The sequence below is a fragment of the Porphyromonas miyakawae genome (assembly GCF_045865415.1).
In the GTDB taxonomy this organism is placed as follows: domain Bacteria; phylum Bacteroidota; class Bacteroidia; order Bacteroidales; family Porphyromonadaceae; genus Porphyromonas; species Porphyromonas miyakawae.
In genome coordinates this window covers 568,230-587,598 of the sequence record NZ_BAAFSF010000004.1, presented here as the reverse complement: position 1 = coordinate 587,598, position 19,369 = coordinate 568,230, and the positions used below count along the sequence as shown (strand labels likewise).

At 44.0% G+C, this 19,369-nt stretch carries 16 protein-coding genes; 8 read left to right on the top strand and 8 right to left on the bottom strand.

What is annotated here, in order from left to right; genetic code table 11:
• Positions 1-59: 59 nt before the first annotated feature.
• The 3 genes from ACLWMH_RS07965 to ACLWMH_RS07955 form a co-directional block, all read right to left on the bottom strand.
• Complete coding sequence (locus ACLWMH_RS07965; RefSeq protein ID WP_411916154.1) at positions 60-407, bottom strand: hypothetical protein; 348 nt, start codon at positions 405-407, stop codon at positions 60-62.
• A 152-nt stretch (positions 408-559) separates the two neighbouring features.
• A complete protein-coding gene (locus ACLWMH_RS07960; RefSeq protein ID WP_411916153.1) occupies positions 560-1,033 on the bottom strand; it encodes a DUF1896 domain-containing protein in 474 nt (157 codons plus the stop codon).
• A gap of 27 nt (positions 1,034-1,060) precedes the next feature.
• Complete coding sequence (locus tag ACLWMH_RS07955) at positions 1,061-2,305, bottom strand: site-specific integrase (RefSeq protein ID WP_411916152.1); 1,245 nt, start codon at positions 2,303-2,305, stop codon at positions 1,061-1,063.
• A 561-nt stretch (positions 2,306-2,866) separates the two neighbouring features.
• On the opposite strand from ACLWMH_RS07955, the gene ACLWMH_RS07950 reads away from it, so the two are divergent.
• The 8 genes from ACLWMH_RS07950 to ACLWMH_RS07915 all read left to right on the top strand — a co-directional run bounded on the left by ACLWMH_RS07950 (position 2,867) and on the right by ACLWMH_RS07915 (position 10,381).
• The gene (locus ACLWMH_RS07950) at positions 2,867-4,138 is read left to right on the top strand and encodes a site-specific integrase (protein WP_027451225.1); all 1,272 of its coding nucleotides are present in this window, start codon (positions 2,867-2,869) and stop codon (positions 4,136-4,138) included.
• Positions 4,139-4,246: 108 nt separating this feature from the next.
• Positions 4,247-5,506, top strand: coding sequence for an ATP-binding protein (locus ACLWMH_RS07945; RefSeq protein WP_411916151.1), 1,260 nt, complete (start codon positions 4,247-4,249; stop codon positions 5,504-5,506).
• Positions 5,507-5,766: 260 nt separating this feature from the next.
• Entirely contained in the window at positions 5,767-6,069 is a 303-nt protein-coding gene (locus ACLWMH_RS07940) for a DUF3853 family protein (RefSeq protein WP_311480130.1), read from the top strand.
• A 2-nt stretch (positions 6,070-6,071) separates the two neighbouring features.
• Positions 6,072-7,136, top strand: coding sequence for an AAA family ATPase (locus tag ACLWMH_RS07935; protein WP_411916150.1), 1,065 nt, complete (start codon positions 6,072-6,074; stop codon positions 7,134-7,136).
• 153 nt (positions 7,137-7,289) lie between these two features.
• Complete coding sequence (locus ACLWMH_RS07930; RefSeq protein ID WP_411916149.1) at positions 7,290-8,180, top strand: toprim domain-containing protein; 891 nt, start codon at positions 7,290-7,292, stop codon at positions 8,178-8,180.
• Positions 8,181-8,421: 241 nt separating this feature from the next.
• Positions 8,422-8,775: a MobC family plasmid mobilization relaxosome protein gene (locus ACLWMH_RS07925; RefSeq protein ID WP_411916148.1), complete on the top strand. Its 354-nt coding sequence runs from the start codon at positions 8,422-8,424 to the stop codon at positions 8,773-8,775.
• Positions 8,772-9,689 carry a relaxase/mobilization nuclease domain-containing protein gene (locus ACLWMH_RS07920; protein WP_411916147.1) on the top strand — a complete coding sequence of 306 codons (918 nt, stop codon included), beginning with the start codon at positions 8,772-8,774 and terminating at the stop codon, positions 9,687-9,689. Before ACLWMH_RS07925 ends, ACLWMH_RS07920 begins: the two co-directional genes overlap by 4 nt.
• On the top strand, positions 9,686-10,381 hold the full coding sequence (locus ACLWMH_RS07915; RefSeq protein WP_411916146.1) for a hypothetical protein: 696 nt from the start codon (positions 9,686-9,688) through the stop codon (positions 10,379-10,381). Before ACLWMH_RS07920 ends, ACLWMH_RS07915 begins: the two co-directional genes overlap by 4 nt.
• Before the next feature lie 719 nt (positions 10,382-11,100).
• On the opposite strand, the gene cap12 is transcribed toward ACLWMH_RS07915, so the two are convergent.
• From cap12 to ACLWMH_RS07890, 5 genes are read right to left on the bottom strand one after another with little or no spacing between them, the layout of a single operon-like run.
• Positions 11,101-12,042 (bottom strand): CBASS system CD-NTase-associated NAD(+) hydrolase Cap12, encoded by a 942-nt coding sequence (gene cap12, locus ACLWMH_RS07910; RefSeq protein ID WP_299281495.1) that lies wholly within the window; start codon positions 12,040-12,042, stop codon positions 11,101-11,103.
• Positions 12,039-13,082 (bottom strand): hypothetical protein, encoded by a 1,044-nt coding sequence (locus tag ACLWMH_RS07905; protein ID WP_299281497.1) that lies wholly within the window; start codon positions 13,080-13,082, stop codon positions 12,039-12,041. The genes cap12 and ACLWMH_RS07905 overlap by 4 nt, the downstream gene beginning before the upstream one ends.
• A gap of 53 nt (positions 13,083-13,135) precedes the next feature.
• Entirely contained in the window at positions 13,136-16,405 is a 3,270-nt protein-coding gene (locus ACLWMH_RS07900; protein ID WP_411916145.1) for a type I restriction endonuclease subunit R, read from the bottom strand.
• A gap of 47 nt (positions 16,406-16,452) precedes the next feature.
• Entirely contained in the window at positions 16,453-17,574 is a 1,122-nt protein-coding gene (locus ACLWMH_RS07895; RefSeq protein ID WP_411916144.1) for a restriction endonuclease subunit S, read from the bottom strand.
• On the bottom strand, positions 17,561-19,159 hold the full coding sequence (locus ACLWMH_RS07890; protein WP_411916143.1) for an N-6 DNA methylase: 1,599 nt from the start codon (positions 19,157-19,159) through the stop codon (positions 17,561-17,563). Before ACLWMH_RS07890 ends, ACLWMH_RS07895 begins: the two co-directional genes overlap by 14 nt.
• Positions 19,160-19,369: the final 210 nt, after the last annotated feature.

Here is a 19,369-nt window from a genome sequence, read left to right as displayed (position 1 = left end):
CCTCGCAAGAGAGCCAGTCACCCAAAGAGTTGTTTCTCAGAAGTGATAGAGGTGCTATGTCATAGCACGCAAAGCAGTATTACGGCTAGTACAACAATCCAAAAGAGGTAGCGTAGAAGCGTAAATGTGATTTGCAGAACGGTACGAACGATGAATCGTAGTACCACAAAACCAATCAGTATCAATAGAGCTGTTACGACCTGTGCTGTGACTAACTTAGAGAGTAAGTACACTCCACCCAATAGGATACCCATAAGTAAGGTAAGTCGGATGATGCGAGACCATTTGATACCGTTGCTCGAAGTTGTTTTGGACGCAACTTGTAAAGGTTCCTCTTTATTCGCAGAAACACTTGCCCGTATGAAGGCTGGACTGTGCAGGTCTTTGTTCATGACAGATCTATTCATATTCGGAGTCTTTTAGAGTTTTCAAGAGCAGAGCCAAGAGACTATGCGACATAAAGACAAGAGATAGAATATACTCTTGACGTATGGAGCAGAGAGACTATCTTGGCTCTTGAAGCTCAAAAGGCTCGCGAGATAGGGATAATCTACATTGTCTACTCTAATGCACTCACATCGCCTACCGTGGGAAGTTGATTAGCTTCGATAAGAAGTACAACTGTTCCTGTCAATTCTGTGTAGAGCGTATCATACTCAGGTGTTGCAACAAATTCATCCGTAAGGTGATACTTGTCAAATAGGTTTTGTATCGCCTTGTTCCCGAGAAGTATCTGAGAGAGTCGTTCGGGGAGTGGGGAGGGGAGTTCTTTTTCAAACTCATTCTCCAAGACGGACACAAGCGTGTCGTATTTGGAGAAATGCAGGTCACGATATAGCACTTCACTTGCCATACTCTCTGCTTCGGGATATGAGAATCCTTCTTCCACAGCATCACAGTAGGTAGTAAGAGCTTCATCAGCTCGTGCCTTGATAAAGGAGTTGTCTTCCACCTTTTCAGGGAAATGCTCACTAAGGTAGCTCTCCAGCTTTAAGCGGAAGTAGGATAGTTCTTTCTTATTCGTTGTATTCATCTTCTTATTTGGTTTTAATGGTTGCACTTATTGGCAGCTATTCTCCCCGATACCCATAGCCGTATTGAACTTGCCTAGCTTGTCAGCAAACTGCTCCATGTCATGTTCAATCTTCTTATTAGTGATACGGGCATAGATTTGCGTTGTTCGGATATTGGTATGCCCTAGCATTTTAGAGACACTCTCCATAGGAACACCCTTACTGAGACAGAGAGTAGCAAAGGTATGTCGAGCTAAGTGAAAGGTCAAATTCTTCTTGATACCAGAAATATCAGCAATCTCCTTCAAATACGAATTCATCTTCTGATTGCTAAGGATAGGGAAGAGCATGTCCTCTCTTGCTGTTTGTCCCTCATATTTGGCAATGATACTTTTGGGAACTTCCAATAACAAGACATTTGACTCCACTTTCGTTTTCTGCCTTCGTGTCATAATCCACTCCTTACCGTCTAAGGTGACGATGTGCTCAGGCTTGAGGTTGGCAACATCAATATAGGCAAGTCCAGTGAAGCAAGAAAACACAAATATATCTCTCACCAATTCCAAGCGTGGTATATCACTTAAGTCTTTAGTCGCTATATCCATCACCTCTTCCTCCGAAAGGAATCCTCTATCTACTGGAGTAGAGGTAAATTGGTGGTTCCTGAATGGATCATGATTGATTACACCAATGCTCTTGCCAAATAGGACTATTGTTTTCAGTGTCTTGAGTGTCTTATTAGCAGTATTCTGCTTTTGCTTTCCTGCTGTCCTAAGATAAAGTTCAAAATCGTGGATGACAAGGACAGTCAATTCAGCGATTTTGAGGTCTGACCTTCTATACTTGGTTTTTAGAAAGGCTTGAAAGTGCTTGCGACAGACTTCATACTTTTGAAGAGTCGCAGGAGTTTTAGTGTAGCCCACCTGCTGACGTACATCATTATTGTACTTTTCAAAGAGAGTCATAAAGGTCTCAACGTCCTCTTTCTTACCGAGATACTCCGACTTGATTCTCTCTAACGAAAGTTCGTCAGAGAACTCTAAGCGTCTAAAGATATTCAGTAGACCATTCTGGATGTTGTCTAGCTGTAGATTGGTGCTAAGAGCTTCTGTGCTTCGCCCTTTCAGGCGTTCTTTCTCCTTATCCCACAACTTTGCATTAACGGAGATGCCAGTAGAGCCAATGGATAAACGCTCACTATTGAGGTAAATCCTAGCCATAACAGAGGTGTTACCCTCTTTGTTTACGTAGTTGCTTCTGAGGTAAAAAGCAGTTCTGAAAATTGTCTTCATACATTTTGTTGTTTAAGGTAGCTAGGCTAGAAGAAAATTGTAGCCAAAAACCATTCTTGCAGTCCAAATTGTAGCCAGACTCAAATGGATATTTTTGACAACTACTTCCTCTGTAGCCACGCTACAAAGTTCTACATAATATTCTGAACAACAGCAAAATGCGAGTACTCTATACGTACTCTGTAAGTACTCTTGGCTACAATTTTCATATTGCTCGTTTTTCTGTAGCCAGATTGTAGCCCAAATAGAGTATTTTGGGAGTTTCGACCGTCTCTGGAGGTGCTCTGAGGGAGGGCTTAGCACCAAAAGAAAAGTGTCTTAACTCGCTGAGAATTAAGACACTTACTGTTTTGTTGTACTGGTTGGCTAGTCTCTGCCAGAGTACTTAAAGCGGAAGCGGGGGCTCCAAAACCTTGAAAATCGCAGAATATCACGCAATATCAATTCGCTGTATTTCAGCAGAATATAAAATCGCTACTTAAACAGAATATCATACGACCTCTTTCCATATGTCGAAAATTGGGTGTAAATTTGGGTGTAGATTTAATCCGCGTATGAACTATGAATATTAAGAGGAACATTATTTTCGCACTGGAGAGACGCAAGAAAGATGGAGTACTCATTACAGAGAATGTGCCCATCAGAATGCGTGTGATTTATAACAGTAAGCGCATTGAGATTGCGACTGGATACCGAATTGATGCTTCAAAGTGGGATAGTGATCTTCAGCAGGTGAAAAGAGGATGCACCAATAAGCTCAAGCAATCAGCTACTGAGATCAATGCAGACCTGCAGAGATATGGATCTGAAATGCAGAAGATATTCAAGGAGTTTGAAATTAAGGAGCTAATTCCAACCCCTGAACAAATCAAAGATATATTCAATTCAAGGTTGAGAAATGAAGAGCAACCTGAGGGAATATGCTTTATGCAGGCATTTGATGAGTTTGTCAGTGAAAGAGGTGTACAAAATAGCTGGACGCACTCTACCTATGAGAAGTTTGCAGCTGTGAAGAACCATCTTCTAGAGTTTAATCCCTCTGTATCCTTTGAGCTATTTGACGAAGTCGGGTTGAATAAGTACGTCCTTTTTCTTCGAGATAAGAGAAAGATGAGGAATAGCACTATAGAGAATCAACTTTCATTCCTCAAGTGGTTTTTAAGATGGAGTTTTGGCAAAGGCTATACGACTCTTACTGCTTATGAAACATTTAAGCCAAAACTAAAAAGCACCCAGAAGAAAGTAATCTTCCTCACATGGGATGAACTGACACGTCTAAGGGAGTGTGAGATACCTGAAAGCAAACAGTACTTAGAGCGAGTACGAGATGTTTTCCTTTTTTGTTGCTTTACAGGTCTCCGCTATTCTGATGTTTTTAATCTCAGAAGGAGCGACATCAAAGAGGATCATATTGAGATTACTACAGTCAAAACAGCTGATAGCCTAATCATAGAACTGAACAAACACAGCAGATCAATTCTTGAAAAGTATGAGAATGTGGTTTTTGAGAAAGACAAGGCTTTACCAGTAATCAGCAATCAACGAATGAATGATTACTTGAAAGAGCTGGCGGAACTGGCAGGGATTGATGAACCAATAAGAGAAACCTACTATATAGGCAACAAAAGAATTGATGAAGTGACTCCAAAGTATGCACTACTGAGTACTCATGCAGGAAGGCGAACTTTCATTTGTAATGCACTCTCTTTGGGAATACCCGCTAATGTAGTAATGAAGTGGACTGGTCATAGCGACTATAAAGCGATGAAACCATACATCGATATTGCTGATGATATAAAGGCTAACGCAATGAATAAGTTCGATCAGTTATAACAGAACTTGAAATTTCAAGCAGACTTGAAACTATGATATCCACAGCAAAAATTTCAACTGTGCTTGAAAATCCCTATATTTGCAGAGAAATTTCAAATACACCTGATAATGCTCACGCCAATAAGGAAATACAACTTTTGGGATGAGAACCCTATAGACTTAGGGTATCCACGCACATTCTACACAGATAAGATAGGGCAATACATTGACAACAAACTGATCAAAGTATTGGTAGGTCAGAGACGTGCTGGAAAGAGCTACATCCTAAGGCAAATAGCCTCACAGCTAATTGCCAACGGCACTTGTCCCAATAACATTCTTTACATCAACAAGGAATACCTGGAGTTTTCAGACATTCTTGACTATCAAGACCTCGAGAACCTATTTCAGCAATACAAGAAAGACCTCAACCCGCAAGGGAAAGTATTCCTTTTCATCGATGAGATACAGGGCATTGAAGAGTGGGAACGATTTGTCAACTCACACTCCCAAGACTTTGCTGAGCCTTGTGAGATATTTATCAGTGGCTCCAACTCTAGTCTGCTATCTGGTGAACTTGCAACGCTACTATCGGGAAGATATGTAGCGTTTGAAATACTCCCCTTTAGTTTTTCAGAGTTCTGTGGTATCACTCAGAAAGAGCCTAATAGAGAGAGTTATATAGACTTCCTTCAAACTGGAGCCCTACCAGAGCTTTTCAACCTCCCCAATGATGAGATGAAGCAAAACTACGTCTCTTCAATCAAGGACACTGTTATGCTTCGTGACATTGTCGCTAGGTATAAAGTAAAGGATGTGAAGCTCCTAGATGATCTCTTTGTGTATCTAGTCAATAACGCCTCCAACATTATCTCCATCGCCAACATCGTCAACTTCTTTAAGTCTCGAAATAGGAAAACCAACTACGAGACGCTCTCCAACTATATCTCCCATCTCGAGAGTACTTTCCTCGTGCATAAGGTAGAGAGATATAATATCAAGGGCAAGGAGACAATTTCGGCTAATAACAAGTACTATCTGAATGATTTGTGCTACCACAATTACCTCTATTCTGGATTTGGCTATGGAATGGGGTACTTATTGGAGAATGCTGTCTATTTAAGCCTTAGACGGACTGGATATCAAATCTATGTAGGCACGAATAAAGAGGCTGAGGTAGACTTTGTCGCTATCAAAGGTAGCAAGAGGTTATATTTCCAAGTCACGCTACAACTAACGGAGCAAGAGACAATAGAGCGAGAGTACCGCTCTCTTTTGTCGATAGAAGATAACTTCAAGAAGTATGTGGTCAGTTTGGATGACTTCAAGCTTCCGACAAATGAAGGTATTGACCATATTTCGGCATGGGAACTTGACACTATTCTGTAACGCATAAAGCCCAACCTAATTACTGCCCCTTGTTCAAATCGACAAGGGGCTTTTTTTGTATTCAAGTTCCGCTTCCAAACGCTCAAATTATTGAGGAAATCTTCTCTCCTTACCCCCTTAAACTTCTCGACACTTCCCGATATATCCCTGACCCTTTAAACTCTCAATATAGTATCATAGATTTGCACTGCAGACTGCAAAAGATCAATGCTTTACATGGCCAGTGAAGCACAATGTTTAACAAGCTTATCTGAGAGTTTATGACAGATGAAAATAAGCCACTATGGCAAATGACGAGTGGCGAATTTATGGAGTTCCTCAAAGAGGGACTTAATCGAACTGTGGCAACTGAACTAGTTTCTCCTTTAGCTAATACCCACAAGAAATATGTCTATGGTATTGCAGGTATAGCAAAGCTATTTGGGTGCAGTATTCCAACAGCCAATCGTATCAAGAAAAGCGGGAAAATTGACCAAGCCATTACACAAATTGGTCGAAAGATTATCGTGGATGCTGAGCTAGCATTGGAGCTGGCAGGCAAGAAAACCGGAGGAAGGAGATGAGTATGATTCCACAGAGCCAAAATGTAGACTATGACTCCCTTTGGAAGAAGTCTTTAGTCCGTGTAACGGATGAGTTCTCTTTACCACCCGTTATCCTCCAAGTGGATGATGCCATCATTGGCACATTGGGAAACTTTAGTGCCTCGACAGGCAAAGCCAAGGCAAAGAAGACCTTTAATGTTTCTGCCATCGTTGCAGCCGCACTTATCAACGGACAGGTATTAGAGTATAGAGCATCTCTTCCTTCAGAAAAAAGAAAAATCCTCTACTTCGATACTGAGCAGAGTCCATTTCACTGCAAACTGGTATTACAGCGAATACTGAAGTTAGCTGGACTACCACTTAACCAACAACCTGAGAATCTCATCTTCAGTCACCTTAGAGAAATATCTGACCCTGCAATCCGATGCGAGGTGATTCGAAAGGCGATCTATGAGATTGAAGGGGTGGGACTTGTCGTTATTGATGGAATTAGAGACTTGATACTCGACATCAACAATCCTACTCAATCTACGATTCTTATCGGTAACCTTATGCAGTGGACTAGTGAGCGAGGCATCCATATCCAGACTGTGCTTCATCTAAATAAAGGTGATGACAATAGTAGAGGTCATATTGGGACTGAACTCAACAATAAGGCAGAAACTGTCCTTCAAGTAACCAAAGATCCGACAGACCCCGATAGATCCATCGTATCACCCACATTTATCCGCTCAAAGCCTTTCGAGAATTTTGCTTTTCGTATCACTGATGAGCCAGACCATATCAATGTCCCCGAGTTGGATACAAACTTTCAAGATGAAGCGATTACTTCAAAAACGGCCTTCGACTATACAGAGCTTACAGAGGATCAACACCGACAAGCTTTAGAAGTGGTTTTCTCTGAAAGTGAAGGGGGGTTAGGTTATGGTGAGCTAGTGGATGCCTTACGAAAAGGATACGCTGAGATTGTCGGTACTACATATGGTATAGGGAAAACAAAAAAGCTACTCACTTTCCTGAAGAATAAGAGAATGATCACACTCAAGAATAAGAAGTACTCGTATGAGCCTAATTTCTACTATTGATTATCGGTTCAGTCCGATATGGGCATATAAGGTTTTGACCCATACCATACCAATTGTAAATCAGTTCGGTTCGGTATCAGGATATATATTCCTGTACCATACCGAACTGAATAGAGACTTCCATTGCTAACGAAAAGAAAAAGAGATCAGAAGATGAATGCAAAACAAGCAAAGCTAATTCCGCTACAGGATTACCTATTCACGCTCGGCATAAAGCCTGTCAAAGTACTAAACAATAGTCTTTGGTACTACTCTCCTTTGCGGTCAGAGAGTACGCCCTCATTCAAAGTCAATACAAGCATCAACTGCTGGCACGACTTTGGAAGTGGGGAAAGAGGGAATATTATTGATTTGGCAATGAAAATCAATCATATTGTGACTGTTTCTGAGGCACTCATTGCCATAGAACAAGCATGCCCTCTCCACAATAGCAACTCTTTTTCTTTTCGTCAGCAAACACCCTATCATAAAGGGCTATCAGACATTAGAGTTCAAGAGCTACAGCACCCAGCGTTAATTCAGTTGTTGAAAAACAGACGAATTTCTTTTCTCATCGCTCAGCTGTACTGCAAGGAGGTTCATTATAGAGTAAATGGTAAGAACTATTTCTCTATTGGCTTTCCGAATAATGCTGGTGGATATGAAACCCTTAACTCATTCTTCAAAGGTTGTATTCCACCAAAGGAGATTTCTCTATTTGACAATGACACCAAGTCAATCCATCTCTTTGAAGGGTTTATGGATTACCTAAGTTTATTGACGATGAATCCCAAAGAGCAAGAGAGTTCAGCTTTAATCCTTAACTCTGTTAGCAACCTCGAGAAAGCAATTCCTCTCCTTGCTAAGTACGAGAAGATAAACTCCTTTCTCGATAACGATACTGCGGGAAAGGATGCCCGAAATAGACTCTTGAGATTGAATCTCCCTGTCGAAAACATCTCAGAAAGGTTTTCGGACTTTAAGGATCTGAATGACTTTCTATGTCAAAAGCGAATTCCTAAAGAGATAAGTATGAAGTCTAAGCGAAAGATAAAACTCAGGTGATCTTTCGTCACGTGATCGTTAATCACTCTTCACGTGATCTATTTTGCTTCGTCACTTGAAAAGCCTCAGTACAATTACGGTTCTTCCAAAAGCAATCAAGCAGAGATTGGCAGAGCCATATCTATCATACAGATTTTTCAGAGAAGCAAGTTTGTGTTTTGGGGTACCCAAAACCTACTTTTCACCCCACCAAAGGGAGGCGAAAAATCATCCCGATGGTCTTATTATTGACAGAATATTTATGGACGATAATACAACGAACAAGGGCGGTCGCCCTAAGAAAAAGTTATCGGAAAAGCGAAGCTATTCCGTATTGCTCAAACTAAATACCAAGGAGTATTTCACCCTTAAGAGCAAGGCGAACGAGGCAGGCTTAAATAAGAGTGAGTATCTACGCACACTTATTTATGAGAGCCAAGTGAAGGCTCGCATTACCCCTGAACAGATGAATGAGATTCGTCAGCTCTCAGGTATTGCGAATAACATCAATCAGATTGCTCGTCGCCTTAATACCTATGGCATTTCTGCAGCCCCAACAGAGCTTAAGCTACTAAGGATATACGTGGACAAACATCTCAAGGATCTGAAGTTATGATTGCAAAGATCATCAAAGGGACATCATTCTCTGGAGTGATTACCTACATGCTGGGTAAGCGTGAAGGGATGGCTCGTATTCTTGATGGTGAAGGTGTAAGAGTTGATGCTACATCAAATGAGATTGCTGTAGACTTCAACCTGCAAGCCTCTATGCGACCCAATATCAAGAAGCCAGTCTGTCACACCATCCTCAGTTTTTCTTCCGAAGACAGTGAGCGACTGGATGACGATAAGATGGTTGATATTGCACGGGAATACCTGAGGCAGATGGGTTACTCAGATACTCAGTTCCTAATTGTTAAACACATGGACAGGGAGCATCCGCATCTCCACATCTGCATCAATCGGGTAGACAATTACGGCAATACCATCTCGGATAGTAATGAGAAGTTTCGCTCCACCAAGATATGCAGAGAGCTTACAGACAAGTATCATCTGAAGCTCGGAGAAGGCAAGACGGAAGTTAAAAGAAATAGACTGCGTGGCAATGACAAAGTTCGCTACACCATCTACGATGCTATTACAGAGGTATTGCCCAAGTGCAAGAATTGGGAACAGCTTGTTTCTGCTTTGCAAAAGCAGAGTATTGACGTGCAGTTCAAGACCAAGGGCAAAACAGATATCATTGAGGGCGTAGTCTTTAGCATGGATGGAGTTAGCTTCAGTGGCTCACACATTGACCGCTCTTGTAGCTACTCAAAGTTATCTATACTCCTCCAGCAGAATGCAAAGGTTCTCAGTTCTCAAAAAGCACCAGAGATTTCCGAACAAAGAGAGTCTGTGAGTTCATCTGAAAACTTCATTGAAGAACTCTTTGACAGCAATGTCCCAGCAGTTGACGTTGCTGAACTCGTATTCCAACGTAAACTAAGAAATCAAGCTAAAAAGAAACTAAAACGCAGAAGATTATGAACGAACAAATGAATATTCTCCTTGAAGTACTAGAGGAGATCAAGCAACAGAACAGAGAGCTCAAAGCAAGTATCACCAACCTTGTATCTCAACCTAACCCCGCAACCAATTCCTCAGAAGATGACGCTATTTCTCTTATGGATGTAGCACGCCTTATTGGGCAAAAGATTGAGACAGATGGCAAATTCAAGAGTGAACTGACAGATGTCGCTATCGTCCTAGGCAAACGAATCCGAGAAATCAAAGATAGCATAGCAAAGAACCAAGAGCGACAAGCTAAAAGCATAGCCTCTCTCTCCGAGAAAATTCAAGAGACACAATCTCCTCCAGAGGTCAAGAATTACTACCTCTTTGATGTCAAACGTTGGATAGAGTGGCTCATCTGGGGAATATCTATCGTACTCATCGCCTGCACTATCGGTTGGGCGGTCTATCTTCACAGTGTCAATCAAGCCCTCGAAAGCTACGCCCTACGATATCGCATCCTACGTATGGAGCATTCAGTCAGCACCCCCGCCTTCGCCCAACTCGATAGCATCTTTGAAACTCACCGCTCTAACGAAGCCATTGCCACTCTAGAACAACGTGTCATTAACGACGAAAAAGCAGTTCAGCGACAGGCAGAACTCGCCATCCAGCAGCAACGACTTACGGAGGAGCAAACCTCACTCTCCCATCAACTTCAGCACTAATCCTTCCTCTTGAAAAAATCGAGTAGGTTGGGAAACGAAAGTTTTCTGACCTACTTTCGTTTTCTTCCCCCTCACACCACCGTACGTGCCGTTAGGCATACGGCGGTTTAATTCGTTTTCAAAGAGTGTCTAATCATGTTCGATTAGTTTCATCTTCCGTCTTTCTTAATTTCCGCTTCCGATGCTCGCGTGCTTAGCTCTATGTGGTCGATCGCATTGACGTTTTGACCATTGCCACTCGTCAGCAAAAACATCGGAACATACATTCTTGATTGACATTACGAATTATTCGGTCCTTCGCCTTGTTCTGCGCGAGAACGGCTACTTCGACCTCTGCTGACTCCTCAACATTCGTTGTTACTATCCTTGAGGACTGCCGAGGTCTCACGGGATAAACCATACATCTTTCATCGTTTACCTGCCTAATTTACGCATCAAGGTTACGGTTGCCTTTTGGATCTTCACTGCCTCGTGCCAGCTTGTCCGCTTGATGCGCCTTGGTATTAGGTTTCTGTTCGTCAGTCCACGAATTCGCTATTGCTTCTTCTCTCCCAAGGGTCACCCCTTGAAACTTGCAAGTCGCTATGGGGTTCGTTGGCAACTACGCCCCGCGTGGACTTTCACCACAGGTGTATGACATACCCGTCATACAAAGAATTCATCGCCTTGCAACAGCTGGAGGTAAGCTTAATAGTTAATTTAAAAAGACAAGTAAGGTGTCATATTATTTTTACGCATTCACGACAAAACGCATCTTCGTTGATTAATAATTGAAGAACCCGTTTGAAATTGTTCATCTCATTGTCCTCTGCTAATCGCTGTTGATTAGTTTTCCCAATATGCCCTACTTTAAAATACATATCGATAGCTTTGTCGATACCACTAAGTATTGTTGGCATATCATAGATTTCTAACGTATTGTTAGTATTATCCTTTGCCTCAAAATGTATCGGATAATTCCGATGACCTGTTGTAATTTCAGTTTCATGAAGTCCCTGCTTTTTATAGAATAGTGTTGCACTTTTCTTTATATCAGTATCAAGAGTTTCTGGTACTTTGATATAAAGGATGCATTTTTCGTAGCTCTTACCTTCTAACTCTATGGAAGGGATACTATTCATAATCCATTCTGCTGCTAGCTTAACAAATCCCTCAAAATAGGAGATTGCAACTACTGTCGAAGGCAGAAGTCCAAGATGCCCTAAATGCAGATTCTCATCAATTTGTTTCTTCAGCTTTTCTAATCCGATTTCCAAGGAGTCTGTTGCTTCTTTCTCTCCAGACTTATTTTCTTCAACTTTGTAGCGTGTTTGTGTTATACCCAACATATCTGTTGGAATCTTAACTGTGTTTTCAGCAATAACAAAAGCTCGATCTAATCCCACTCTTCCAAGGAAAAGACCATATTCAAAAAGAATATTGTCTCGTGGAGTTTCAAAATTTTCATTTCGCACAAAAGCCTCGTCATCTGCAGAGAAAACCATAAAGCCAAAATCAAACAAGCTCGCAGATTTGACAAGAGTTTCTAGAAAGGATTCATTGTTTTTGAATACATCATCCGTCCAAAGAAAACACTCATAATCTGGTGAAAAATACCTCTTAATTCGCTCAGCAATTTTAAGCCCCTCGCTAGAGGAACCAATAAAAATTCTTGGTTTCATACTCTCTCCAAATCAGTTTTAATTTTGTACACCTCATTCTCTAGCATCTTTAATGCTTTTACTTTTTCAGGCTTTCCTTGGAAAATATATTCATCCCCGACAACAGATTTGAGCTGTCCTTCCTGTTGGTCGCACCATAAATGAAACATCGCAGACCACAAAACATGAACCAAACCTTTATAATCGAGATGGACATAGTCATGTACTGGAATTGAATAGCATATTGCGTTGATATCGAAACTAGTCAAAGGGATGTTGAGATTAGAGTCAGTTCGAACATTCTTTAGAAAACGGATCATCCTTTTCAATCTCCCCTGAGTTTCCGCACTTCTTGCATTAATCCTAGAGATACTCATAAATGGATAATCTGGACCTTCCGAATATCCTTTATCTTTGTTGTATATATTGATTCCTAGTCCTTCTTTAGGCATTCCTTGCAAAACATAGCTGAAGGATTGAAACCAAGTGGCTGTTACGATATCTACATCACGATGCAGATTCTTATTTCTTATTTTTACAGCTTTAGCATGTGATATATCACACTCATCATAGGTTTGTCTCATTATCCTTTCAATATCCGCTCTAAGATTGGTCAAATCCATTGCCCGATTGCCTTGATATAAAGAAAAGGAACGGTCGTAATTTTTCAGCCTGGAAAGTTCCTGAAAAGAATATAAATATTGTCTCTGTAATTCTTCTCGAACTCTATAAATCTCAGTTTCATAAAACTTTTCACAGAGCACTAAAAGGTCTATATCACTAGCCCCCTTGATATGCGTATCAGTCATAACAGACCCCTGATACTTAAATGAAACGTCGGTTAGTTCATTACTTAGATGAAGTTTAGCATTCTCTCCTGCTTGTTTTGTTTTTCTGGTGTACTCTTCATCTACCGCACACATCGCTTTTTTTACATATTGAACAACCTCCCCGTCTGTAAAGGTTAAACCACTATTGCTATAGTGCCTGTTCTCAACGAGTTGTAATCCTTCTGGATTATATCTATGAGAAAGAGATGAAAGTTTACTTCTATAATCCATAATAAATGTATCCAGTGTTTTTTATTGAGTCCTACCATATTGAAAGCGGGCATTTACTCCCTTGCATAGGTTTTGAAGTGCTCCACCTGCTCCATCACTTGGTCAAAGACTTCTTGATTATACTGAGGCGGATAGCCTGCTCCTCGAAGGCAGAAGTATATCTTCTGATTGAGATCAGCACGTATTTTTTGATTGTTGAGCCAGTCAGTGAACGATGACTGTACATCGATTAGCTCCTTAATCTTCTTAGCCAGTGCCTTGCACTTATCGTTGATGATGAGTGAGCCTACACGCTTGTCCTCGCCATATACGAAGTTATACTTATCTCTGAGGTATATCAAGATGTCGTAGAAAGCTTTCTCCTCAAAAGTCAAGCCCAGTCCTCTGAAGCTCTCCTTATCCTCACCCAACTGATGGAGCAACTCCATCGCCTGCCTCGTGGCTTCATCTATGATGGCAGAGACAGCTTCGCTCTGAGTAGCAGACGCCTCTTCCGCAGCGAGAGCCTCCTTTCGCTCGTGATAAGCTTCTAGCGTCTTACGAAGCAGATCTTCATACTTCTCAGCTGCTACCTTATTGCTGTTTTTGTATTCTCGGATGGTCTTGCGCAGCATCTTGACCAAGAGCTCGAGCCTTGTAGCCGGGAGCTTAATATTCTTGAGTTGCTCGGTAAACTCTGGACTGAATATTTGCTCCTCGACATCGGTATCTAAGATACTGACCACGGAGTTACAGCGCAGAGCCTCCTGCACCATACGTTCGACCGCTCTATTCATACTCTCCACGTCGTGCTTCTCGCCTGAAGTCTTACGCACATACGAAGCTACGGCCATATAGCACTGCGAGAGGGAGAGCTCATCGTGCGAGAGTTCGCCAGAGGGCTGGCACACATCGTAAGCCGCTCTCAGTCGCTTCACATGAGCTAAGAAGAAGGTCTTGGCTCCCACCTTTTTAGGGGCACCCTTACCATTCTCTATATTCAGTGTCTCACTCATCGTGAGGATGTACTCAGCTGCTTGAGAGAGGCACTCCAAGCGCGCTAAGGGCGTTGCCCCTTTGTCGGTAAAGGGCGAAAGGTCAAAGCCTGAGAATAGCTGCTTGATAATCTCTAGTTCAATGCGCAGAGCCTCGTGGGCTTGAGCCACATCATCCTCGCTGGGACCGAAATCATCACCTTCGAAAGAACGCATCGCCTCCATCATGTTTTTGTGAATGCCGATGTAGTCAATCACATAACCAAAGTCCTTGCCAGGGTAGTTGCGATTGACACGGCTGATGGTCTGTATCAAGGAGTGCTTTTGCAGAGGCTTGTCGTTGTAGAGATAGGTCAGACAAGGTACATCAAAGCCCGTAATCCACATATCTACCACGATAACGATGCGGAAGTTGCTCTCGGGCATTTTGAAGGCATCGTCCATCGCTTTGATACGCTTCTTGTCGCCTAAGTAGTGATACATATCTGCCGCATCATTGCTACCACGTGTTGCCACCATAGCTATGGTCGGCATAGGGGTGAGTTTCTGTAGATCCTCTTGGGGCAGGTGACTATCATCGGGCGACTTCCGCTCTATGAACCAATCTGGGCGGAGCTTTTTGAACTTCTGTAATAGTCTATAAGCGATCTCTCGTTTACTACAGACGATCATAGCCTTCTGCACCACATCGATGCGGTTGTCACAAGCCTGCGTGTAGTGCTCAATGATATCGGTTGCCAAGCGTTCCAGTCGGTCGTCGTCGCCAAGTATTACTTCCATCGCACTCATAGCCTTCTTGCTCTGAGCGACATCTTCCTCTGTCGCACCATCTTCGGCACACTGCTGATAGTAAGCATCTATCTCCCTGACCTTCTCTGCCTCCAGTGTTACTTTGGCAATACGTGGTATATACTTGATGTCTCGGGTGATGCCGTCTGCCACAGCCTGCTGCATCGTGTAGCTATCCACGATCTGTCCGAAAACTTGGATCGTATCATCAATAGGCGTACCCGTAAAGCCCACAAAGGTAGCGTTGGGAAAGGCGATACGTAGCAGCTCGGCATAAGGCTTGGTGACAAATGCACCTAGTCTATCTTTGTCTTTGTCTTTGACCTTGAGTTGTGTGTTGAGGCGCACTTGTGTACGATGGGCTTCGTCCGAAAAGCAAACGATGTTGCGTCGCTCGTTGAGTAATCCCGTCTCCTCACAAAACTTCTGAACAGTACAGATAAAAAAGCCTCCTGTCTCACGCAGGCTCATCTCCTCTTTGAGATCGGATCGGTTCTTTATTACCTCGGCTGCTCCGAGTGACAAAAACTCTTTAGAGCGCAGGAAGAGCTTGCCCGCTTGTGTCTGAAGGTCGTCACGATCCACAATCATAACGATGGTGGGCGAACCCAACTCGGGACAGCGTAGTGCGAGCTGCCGAGCGAGAAACATCATCGTATAGGTCTTGCCACAGCCTGTAGCTCCGAAGTAAGTTCCCCCGCGAGGATCCCTCTCAGCGTAAGCCTTGAGAACGTGGTCTCGTAGCTGTCTCGTAGCAAAGAACTGCGGATAGCGACACACGACCTCCTCCACCTTGTCGCTCTTGACATCGGGGAAGTAAATATAGTCTCGTAATATCTCCAGGAAGCGCACCGGCTCATACACACCGCACACGATGGTGCGTACTTGATCTATTCCGCTCTGGGCTGAGGGCTCTTCGTTGCGCACTTTCTTCCAAGCATAGTAATGCTCATAGGGCGTGTAGGTAGTGCCAAGTTTGGTGTTGTTTCGTGTGGCATCACTGATACAGGAGAGTGGGCAATACCTCAGGAGATGGGGGATGTCCCGCATATAGCGTGTATGTATTTGCTCGTAGGCACTAGCTATGGAGGCTGTGGCATCGGTGGGGTTCTTCAGCTCGAAGATACAGAGCGGTATGCCGTTGACAAAGAGCAGCACATCGAGGATGCGGATGTCTCCCCCCTGCCCATAGCCTACCTCAAACTGGTTGACTGCACGGAAGTGGTTACGCTCCACCTCTTCGAAGTCTATGTAAGAAATGTCAAAAGCCACGCCATCACGCTGTCTTGTATAGCGGTAGCCGTCTACAAGGAGGTGATAGGTAGCGCGAAGTCGGTCAAAGTGAGTCTGCCCACCCGTGTGGCGCAGGTGGTCGATGATATTCGTCACATCGTCGGACTCTAACTCGGGGTGCTGGCTCTGGAGGAAACTGGACAAGTCCGCCGTCAGGAGGAGCTCTTGATTGTGGCGATGTAGCTCACCCCCATACGTGTAGTCCCATCCCACCTCTTGCAGGAGAGCGATGAGAGCCGCTTCGTAGTCGCTTTCGTAGAACTTCATAGTCGTCAATCTTTATCTTTTGGGGGCATACGCTTCGTGTGAGTTTGTCAGGCATTTATGGCATACTGTACCAAGGCGGGGCAAAGCGTTGTGAGTCTTTCGCGCGCCTCTCGGGCAATGCTCTTCGCCTCCTCAATACAATGGTAGAGGTTCACAATAGACTGCTGTACCTCAAGTGGAGGCAAGGGTATTTGTACACGGCACAGCTCCTCCCAGCTAAATGTTTCTCTGGCACTGCCCCAAGAATTGAAACGTGCGTAGCGGTCAAAGTCACCTCGACTAAGTAACATATAGAGGTATTCAGGGAGCAGTTCGCCTATACATTTGAATACTTCGTATGAAGATGAAACTAGATAGGTTTGCTCACTGCTATTGATGGCAAGAGAGATTTTACCTCCATTGCGAGATGTCACTGAAACATAGCAAAACGTTGTTGGTTTCACAAGCTTGTACGGAGTAAGTGCAACCCCTTCCATATTCGCTTTCGTGTCAATGAATACTTTGTCTATGCTGATGCCCATTACGTCCTCTACAGAGTATTTTCCCTCTGTGTTGCGCTCATCCACCTCCTCGATATAGTCGCCGAGGGGGACAGAGGGGTATTGGCGTTTGCAGTCAACGATAAACGCCTGACAAGCCTCGGTCAGTGGAGCAATCAAAGCTTCGTTGTCTTCGGCTAAACGCTTCAAGCCCTCGTAAGTAGCCACCAACTCCCGCTGCACCTCCATACTCGGCAGAGGAATGCGAATGTCAGACATCTCAAAGAAATTAAACTCAGGTCTTTGACTGCCAAAGTTTAAGAATGTAATTTGACGAAAGAACTCATCGCGCCGAAAATAGAGATAAAGGAACTCTGGAATAATACATTGCCGACCTCGTTCATTGAGCCTAAAGACTACATATAGATGAGATACGATACAAAGCCCCTCTTGACGATATGCAATAGAGCCGATGTTCAAACGAGATGGGTTGTAGACAAAATCTCCATTCAAGACAATCTTATATGGTTTAAGGTTGATGTCTATCGTATTCGCTTTGGAAGAGCTAAATGTCCCATCGCTATTTACGCCTTGAATAAGGTCTACTCCGTATGTCAAATCCTTGTTATTTGCCATACTTCGCTCGATATAGTCTCCGAGGCGTACCCACTTCGTTTTATTTGCAGTCATAGCCGAGCTGTTGGAGTGCTTTGCGTAGGTTTTTGTCGTTTTGCTCTTGGCGTTGGAGCAGTGTCCCCACGCTCTGTGCCGTTTGGCTCAGCACTTGTTGGTAATCGATGTGGCTATCACGGTCTACAAACTCAATGTAGCGACTGGGAACGAGTGTAAAGTCATTGGCTCGTAGCTCGTCTATACCTACTGAGCGATAGAGTTCGGGCTCGGCATAGGTTGCGCCGTCTGTACCCTCCGCTTGCCAGCCGTGATAGATGGCTACGGCTCGCTGGACTTGCTCCTCGGTAAATATCACTTTCTTCTTCTGCTCCCCCTTGACACTGTTTCCCGTCCAGCTACGCAAATCCATAAACAGTACTTCGCCCTGTCTCGAGCGAAGCTGGCGGTCGTGCCAGCGTCCGCCACGCTTGTTTTGGTTGAGTATCCACATCGTGACGGATATATCTGTCGTATAGAAGAGTTCGCGCGGGAGTACGACGATGGCTTCGACTTTGTCCGCCTCGATGAGCTTCTGACGAATGCTTGCTGCATCGCCATCGCCGAGAGCTCCATTTGCCAAGAGGAAACCCGCTACACCACGCTCAGGACGCAGCTTCGAGAGCATGTGGAGTATCCAAGCATAGTTGGCATTGCCCTCGGGTGGCAAGCCATAGTCTGCCCAGCGGGCATCATGGCTGAGGGAGACGTCGTACCACTTCTTGAGATTGAAGGGTGGGTTGGCCATGATGTAGTCAAAGGTCAAGCCTCGGTGCATATCATTCGTAAAGGTGGAGGCATTGCGCTCACCGAGGTGGTGCGAGATACCACGCATAGCAAGATTCATTTTCGCCAAGCGATAAGTGGCGGGGTCAGACTCCTGCCCATAGACATTGACCTGCATGATGTCACCTTGCTTCGCCTCAACATACTTGGCGCACTGCACAAACATACCGCCCGAGCCACAACAAGGGTCGTAGAGTGTACCATCGAACGGCTCGACAAAGGCGGCAATCAGCTCCACAATATCGTGGGGCGTATAGAACTCGCCCTCCTCCTTGGTGGCATTGATGGCAAAGCTCTTGAGAAAGTACTCATACACCCGTCCGATGAGGTCTCGCTCAGTGCCAAAGGTCTTGTGCGAGATCTTGTGTACTTCGTCCATTACCTTTTTGATGACATTCGCCTCTAGATTGATACTCGTGAAGAGTCCCTGACGCACACACCCCTTGAAGGTCTCGCCACTATTTTCTAGCGCATTCAGAGCGTCGTCGAGGGAGGCGTTGAGCCTTGTCGGGGGGAGGAGTATGAGCTCTCCCCAGCGCGCCGCTGCTGGCACGAAGGCGATACCGCTATACATGCCTGGTTGGTCGAGGAAGTTTTTTATCTCCTCCTCGTCTGTCATGCCATTATCGAGACACTGCTGGCGTAGTCTCTGCTGCTCGTCCTCAAACTTCTCTCCAATAAAGCGGAGGAAGACGAGCGTCAGGAGCAAGTCTCGCTTATCGTTGAGAGAAGCATTACTGCGGAGATAATCTCGGCAGTTAAAGAGGATGGCTTCGAGGCTGGGTGCACTCGCCTCTGCGGTTTTCATTTTCTTCGCCATACGATACTTCAATGGTGTCTATATCTTTTGTAGCTACAAACTTACTGAAATTCTCAGATTCCGCCAATCTAGCTTAATCCAAATAGTAGATGGTACATTCCACCCGCTAGATAGACTCTAGATAGACATTGAAAAGCATAAAACCATCGAAGTTGCTGAGTCAAATATTCCAACCAGTAATTTTTGGGTGCGAAAAAGGGTGTAAACCAC

Coding starts and splice junctions, on each gene's coding strand:
- ACLWMH_RS07905 (WP_299281497.1), bottom strand. CDS start 13,082: ATGGATTATAGAAGTAAACTTTCATCTCTTTCTCATAGATATAATCCA.
- ACLWMH_RS07965 (WP_411916154.1), bottom strand. CDS start 407: ATGAATAGATCTGTCATGAACAAAGACCTGCACAGTCCAGCCTTCATA.
- ACLWMH_RS07940 (WP_311480130.1), top strand. CDS start 5,767: ATGACAGATGAAAATAAGCCACTATGGCAAATGACGAGTGGCGAATTT.
- ACLWMH_RS07920 (WP_411916147.1), top strand. CDS start 8,772: ATGATTGCAAAGATCATCAAAGGGACATCATTCTCTGGAGTGATTACC.
- ACLWMH_RS07890 (WP_411916143.1), bottom strand. CDS start 19,159: ATGGCGAAGAAAATGAAAACCGCAGAGGCGAGTGCACCCAGCCTCGAA.
- ACLWMH_RS07935 (WP_411916150.1), top strand. CDS start 6,072: ATGATTCCACAGAGCCAAAATGTAGACTATGACTCCCTTTGGAAGAAG.
- ACLWMH_RS07925 (WP_411916148.1), top strand. CDS start 8,422: ATGGACGATAATACAACGAACAAGGGCGGTCGCCCTAAGAAAAAGTTA.
- ACLWMH_RS07950 (WP_027451225.1), top strand. CDS start 2,867: ATGAATATTAAGAGGAACATTATTTTCGCACTGGAGAGACGCAAGAAA.
- ACLWMH_RS07895 (WP_411916144.1), bottom strand. CDS start 17,574: ATGACTGCAAATAAAACGAAGTGGGTACGCCTCGGAGACTATATCGAG.
- ACLWMH_RS07960 (WP_411916153.1), bottom strand. CDS start 1,033: ATGAATACAACGAATAAGAAAGAACTATCCTACTTCCGCTTAAAGCTG.
- ACLWMH_RS07955 (WP_411916152.1), bottom strand. CDS start 2,305: ATGAAGACAATTTTCAGAACTGCTTTTTACCTCAGAAGCAACTACGTA.
- ACLWMH_RS07915 (WP_411916146.1), top strand. CDS start 9,686: ATGAACGAACAAATGAATATTCTCCTTGAAGTACTAGAGGAGATCAAG.
- ACLWMH_RS07945 (WP_411916151.1), top strand. CDS start 4,247: ATGCTCACGCCAATAAGGAAATACAACTTTTGGGATGAGAACCCTATA.
- ACLWMH_RS07900 (WP_411916145.1), bottom strand. CDS start 16,405: ATGAAGTTCTACGAAAGCGACTACGAAGCGGCTCTCATCGCTCTCCTG.
- ACLWMH_RS07930 (WP_411916149.1), top strand. CDS start 7,290: ATGAATGCAAAACAAGCAAAGCTAATTCCGCTACAGGATTACCTATTC.
- cap12 (WP_299281495.1), bottom strand. CDS start 12,042: ATGAAACCAAGAATTTTTATTGGTTCCTCTAGCGAGGGGCTTAAAATT.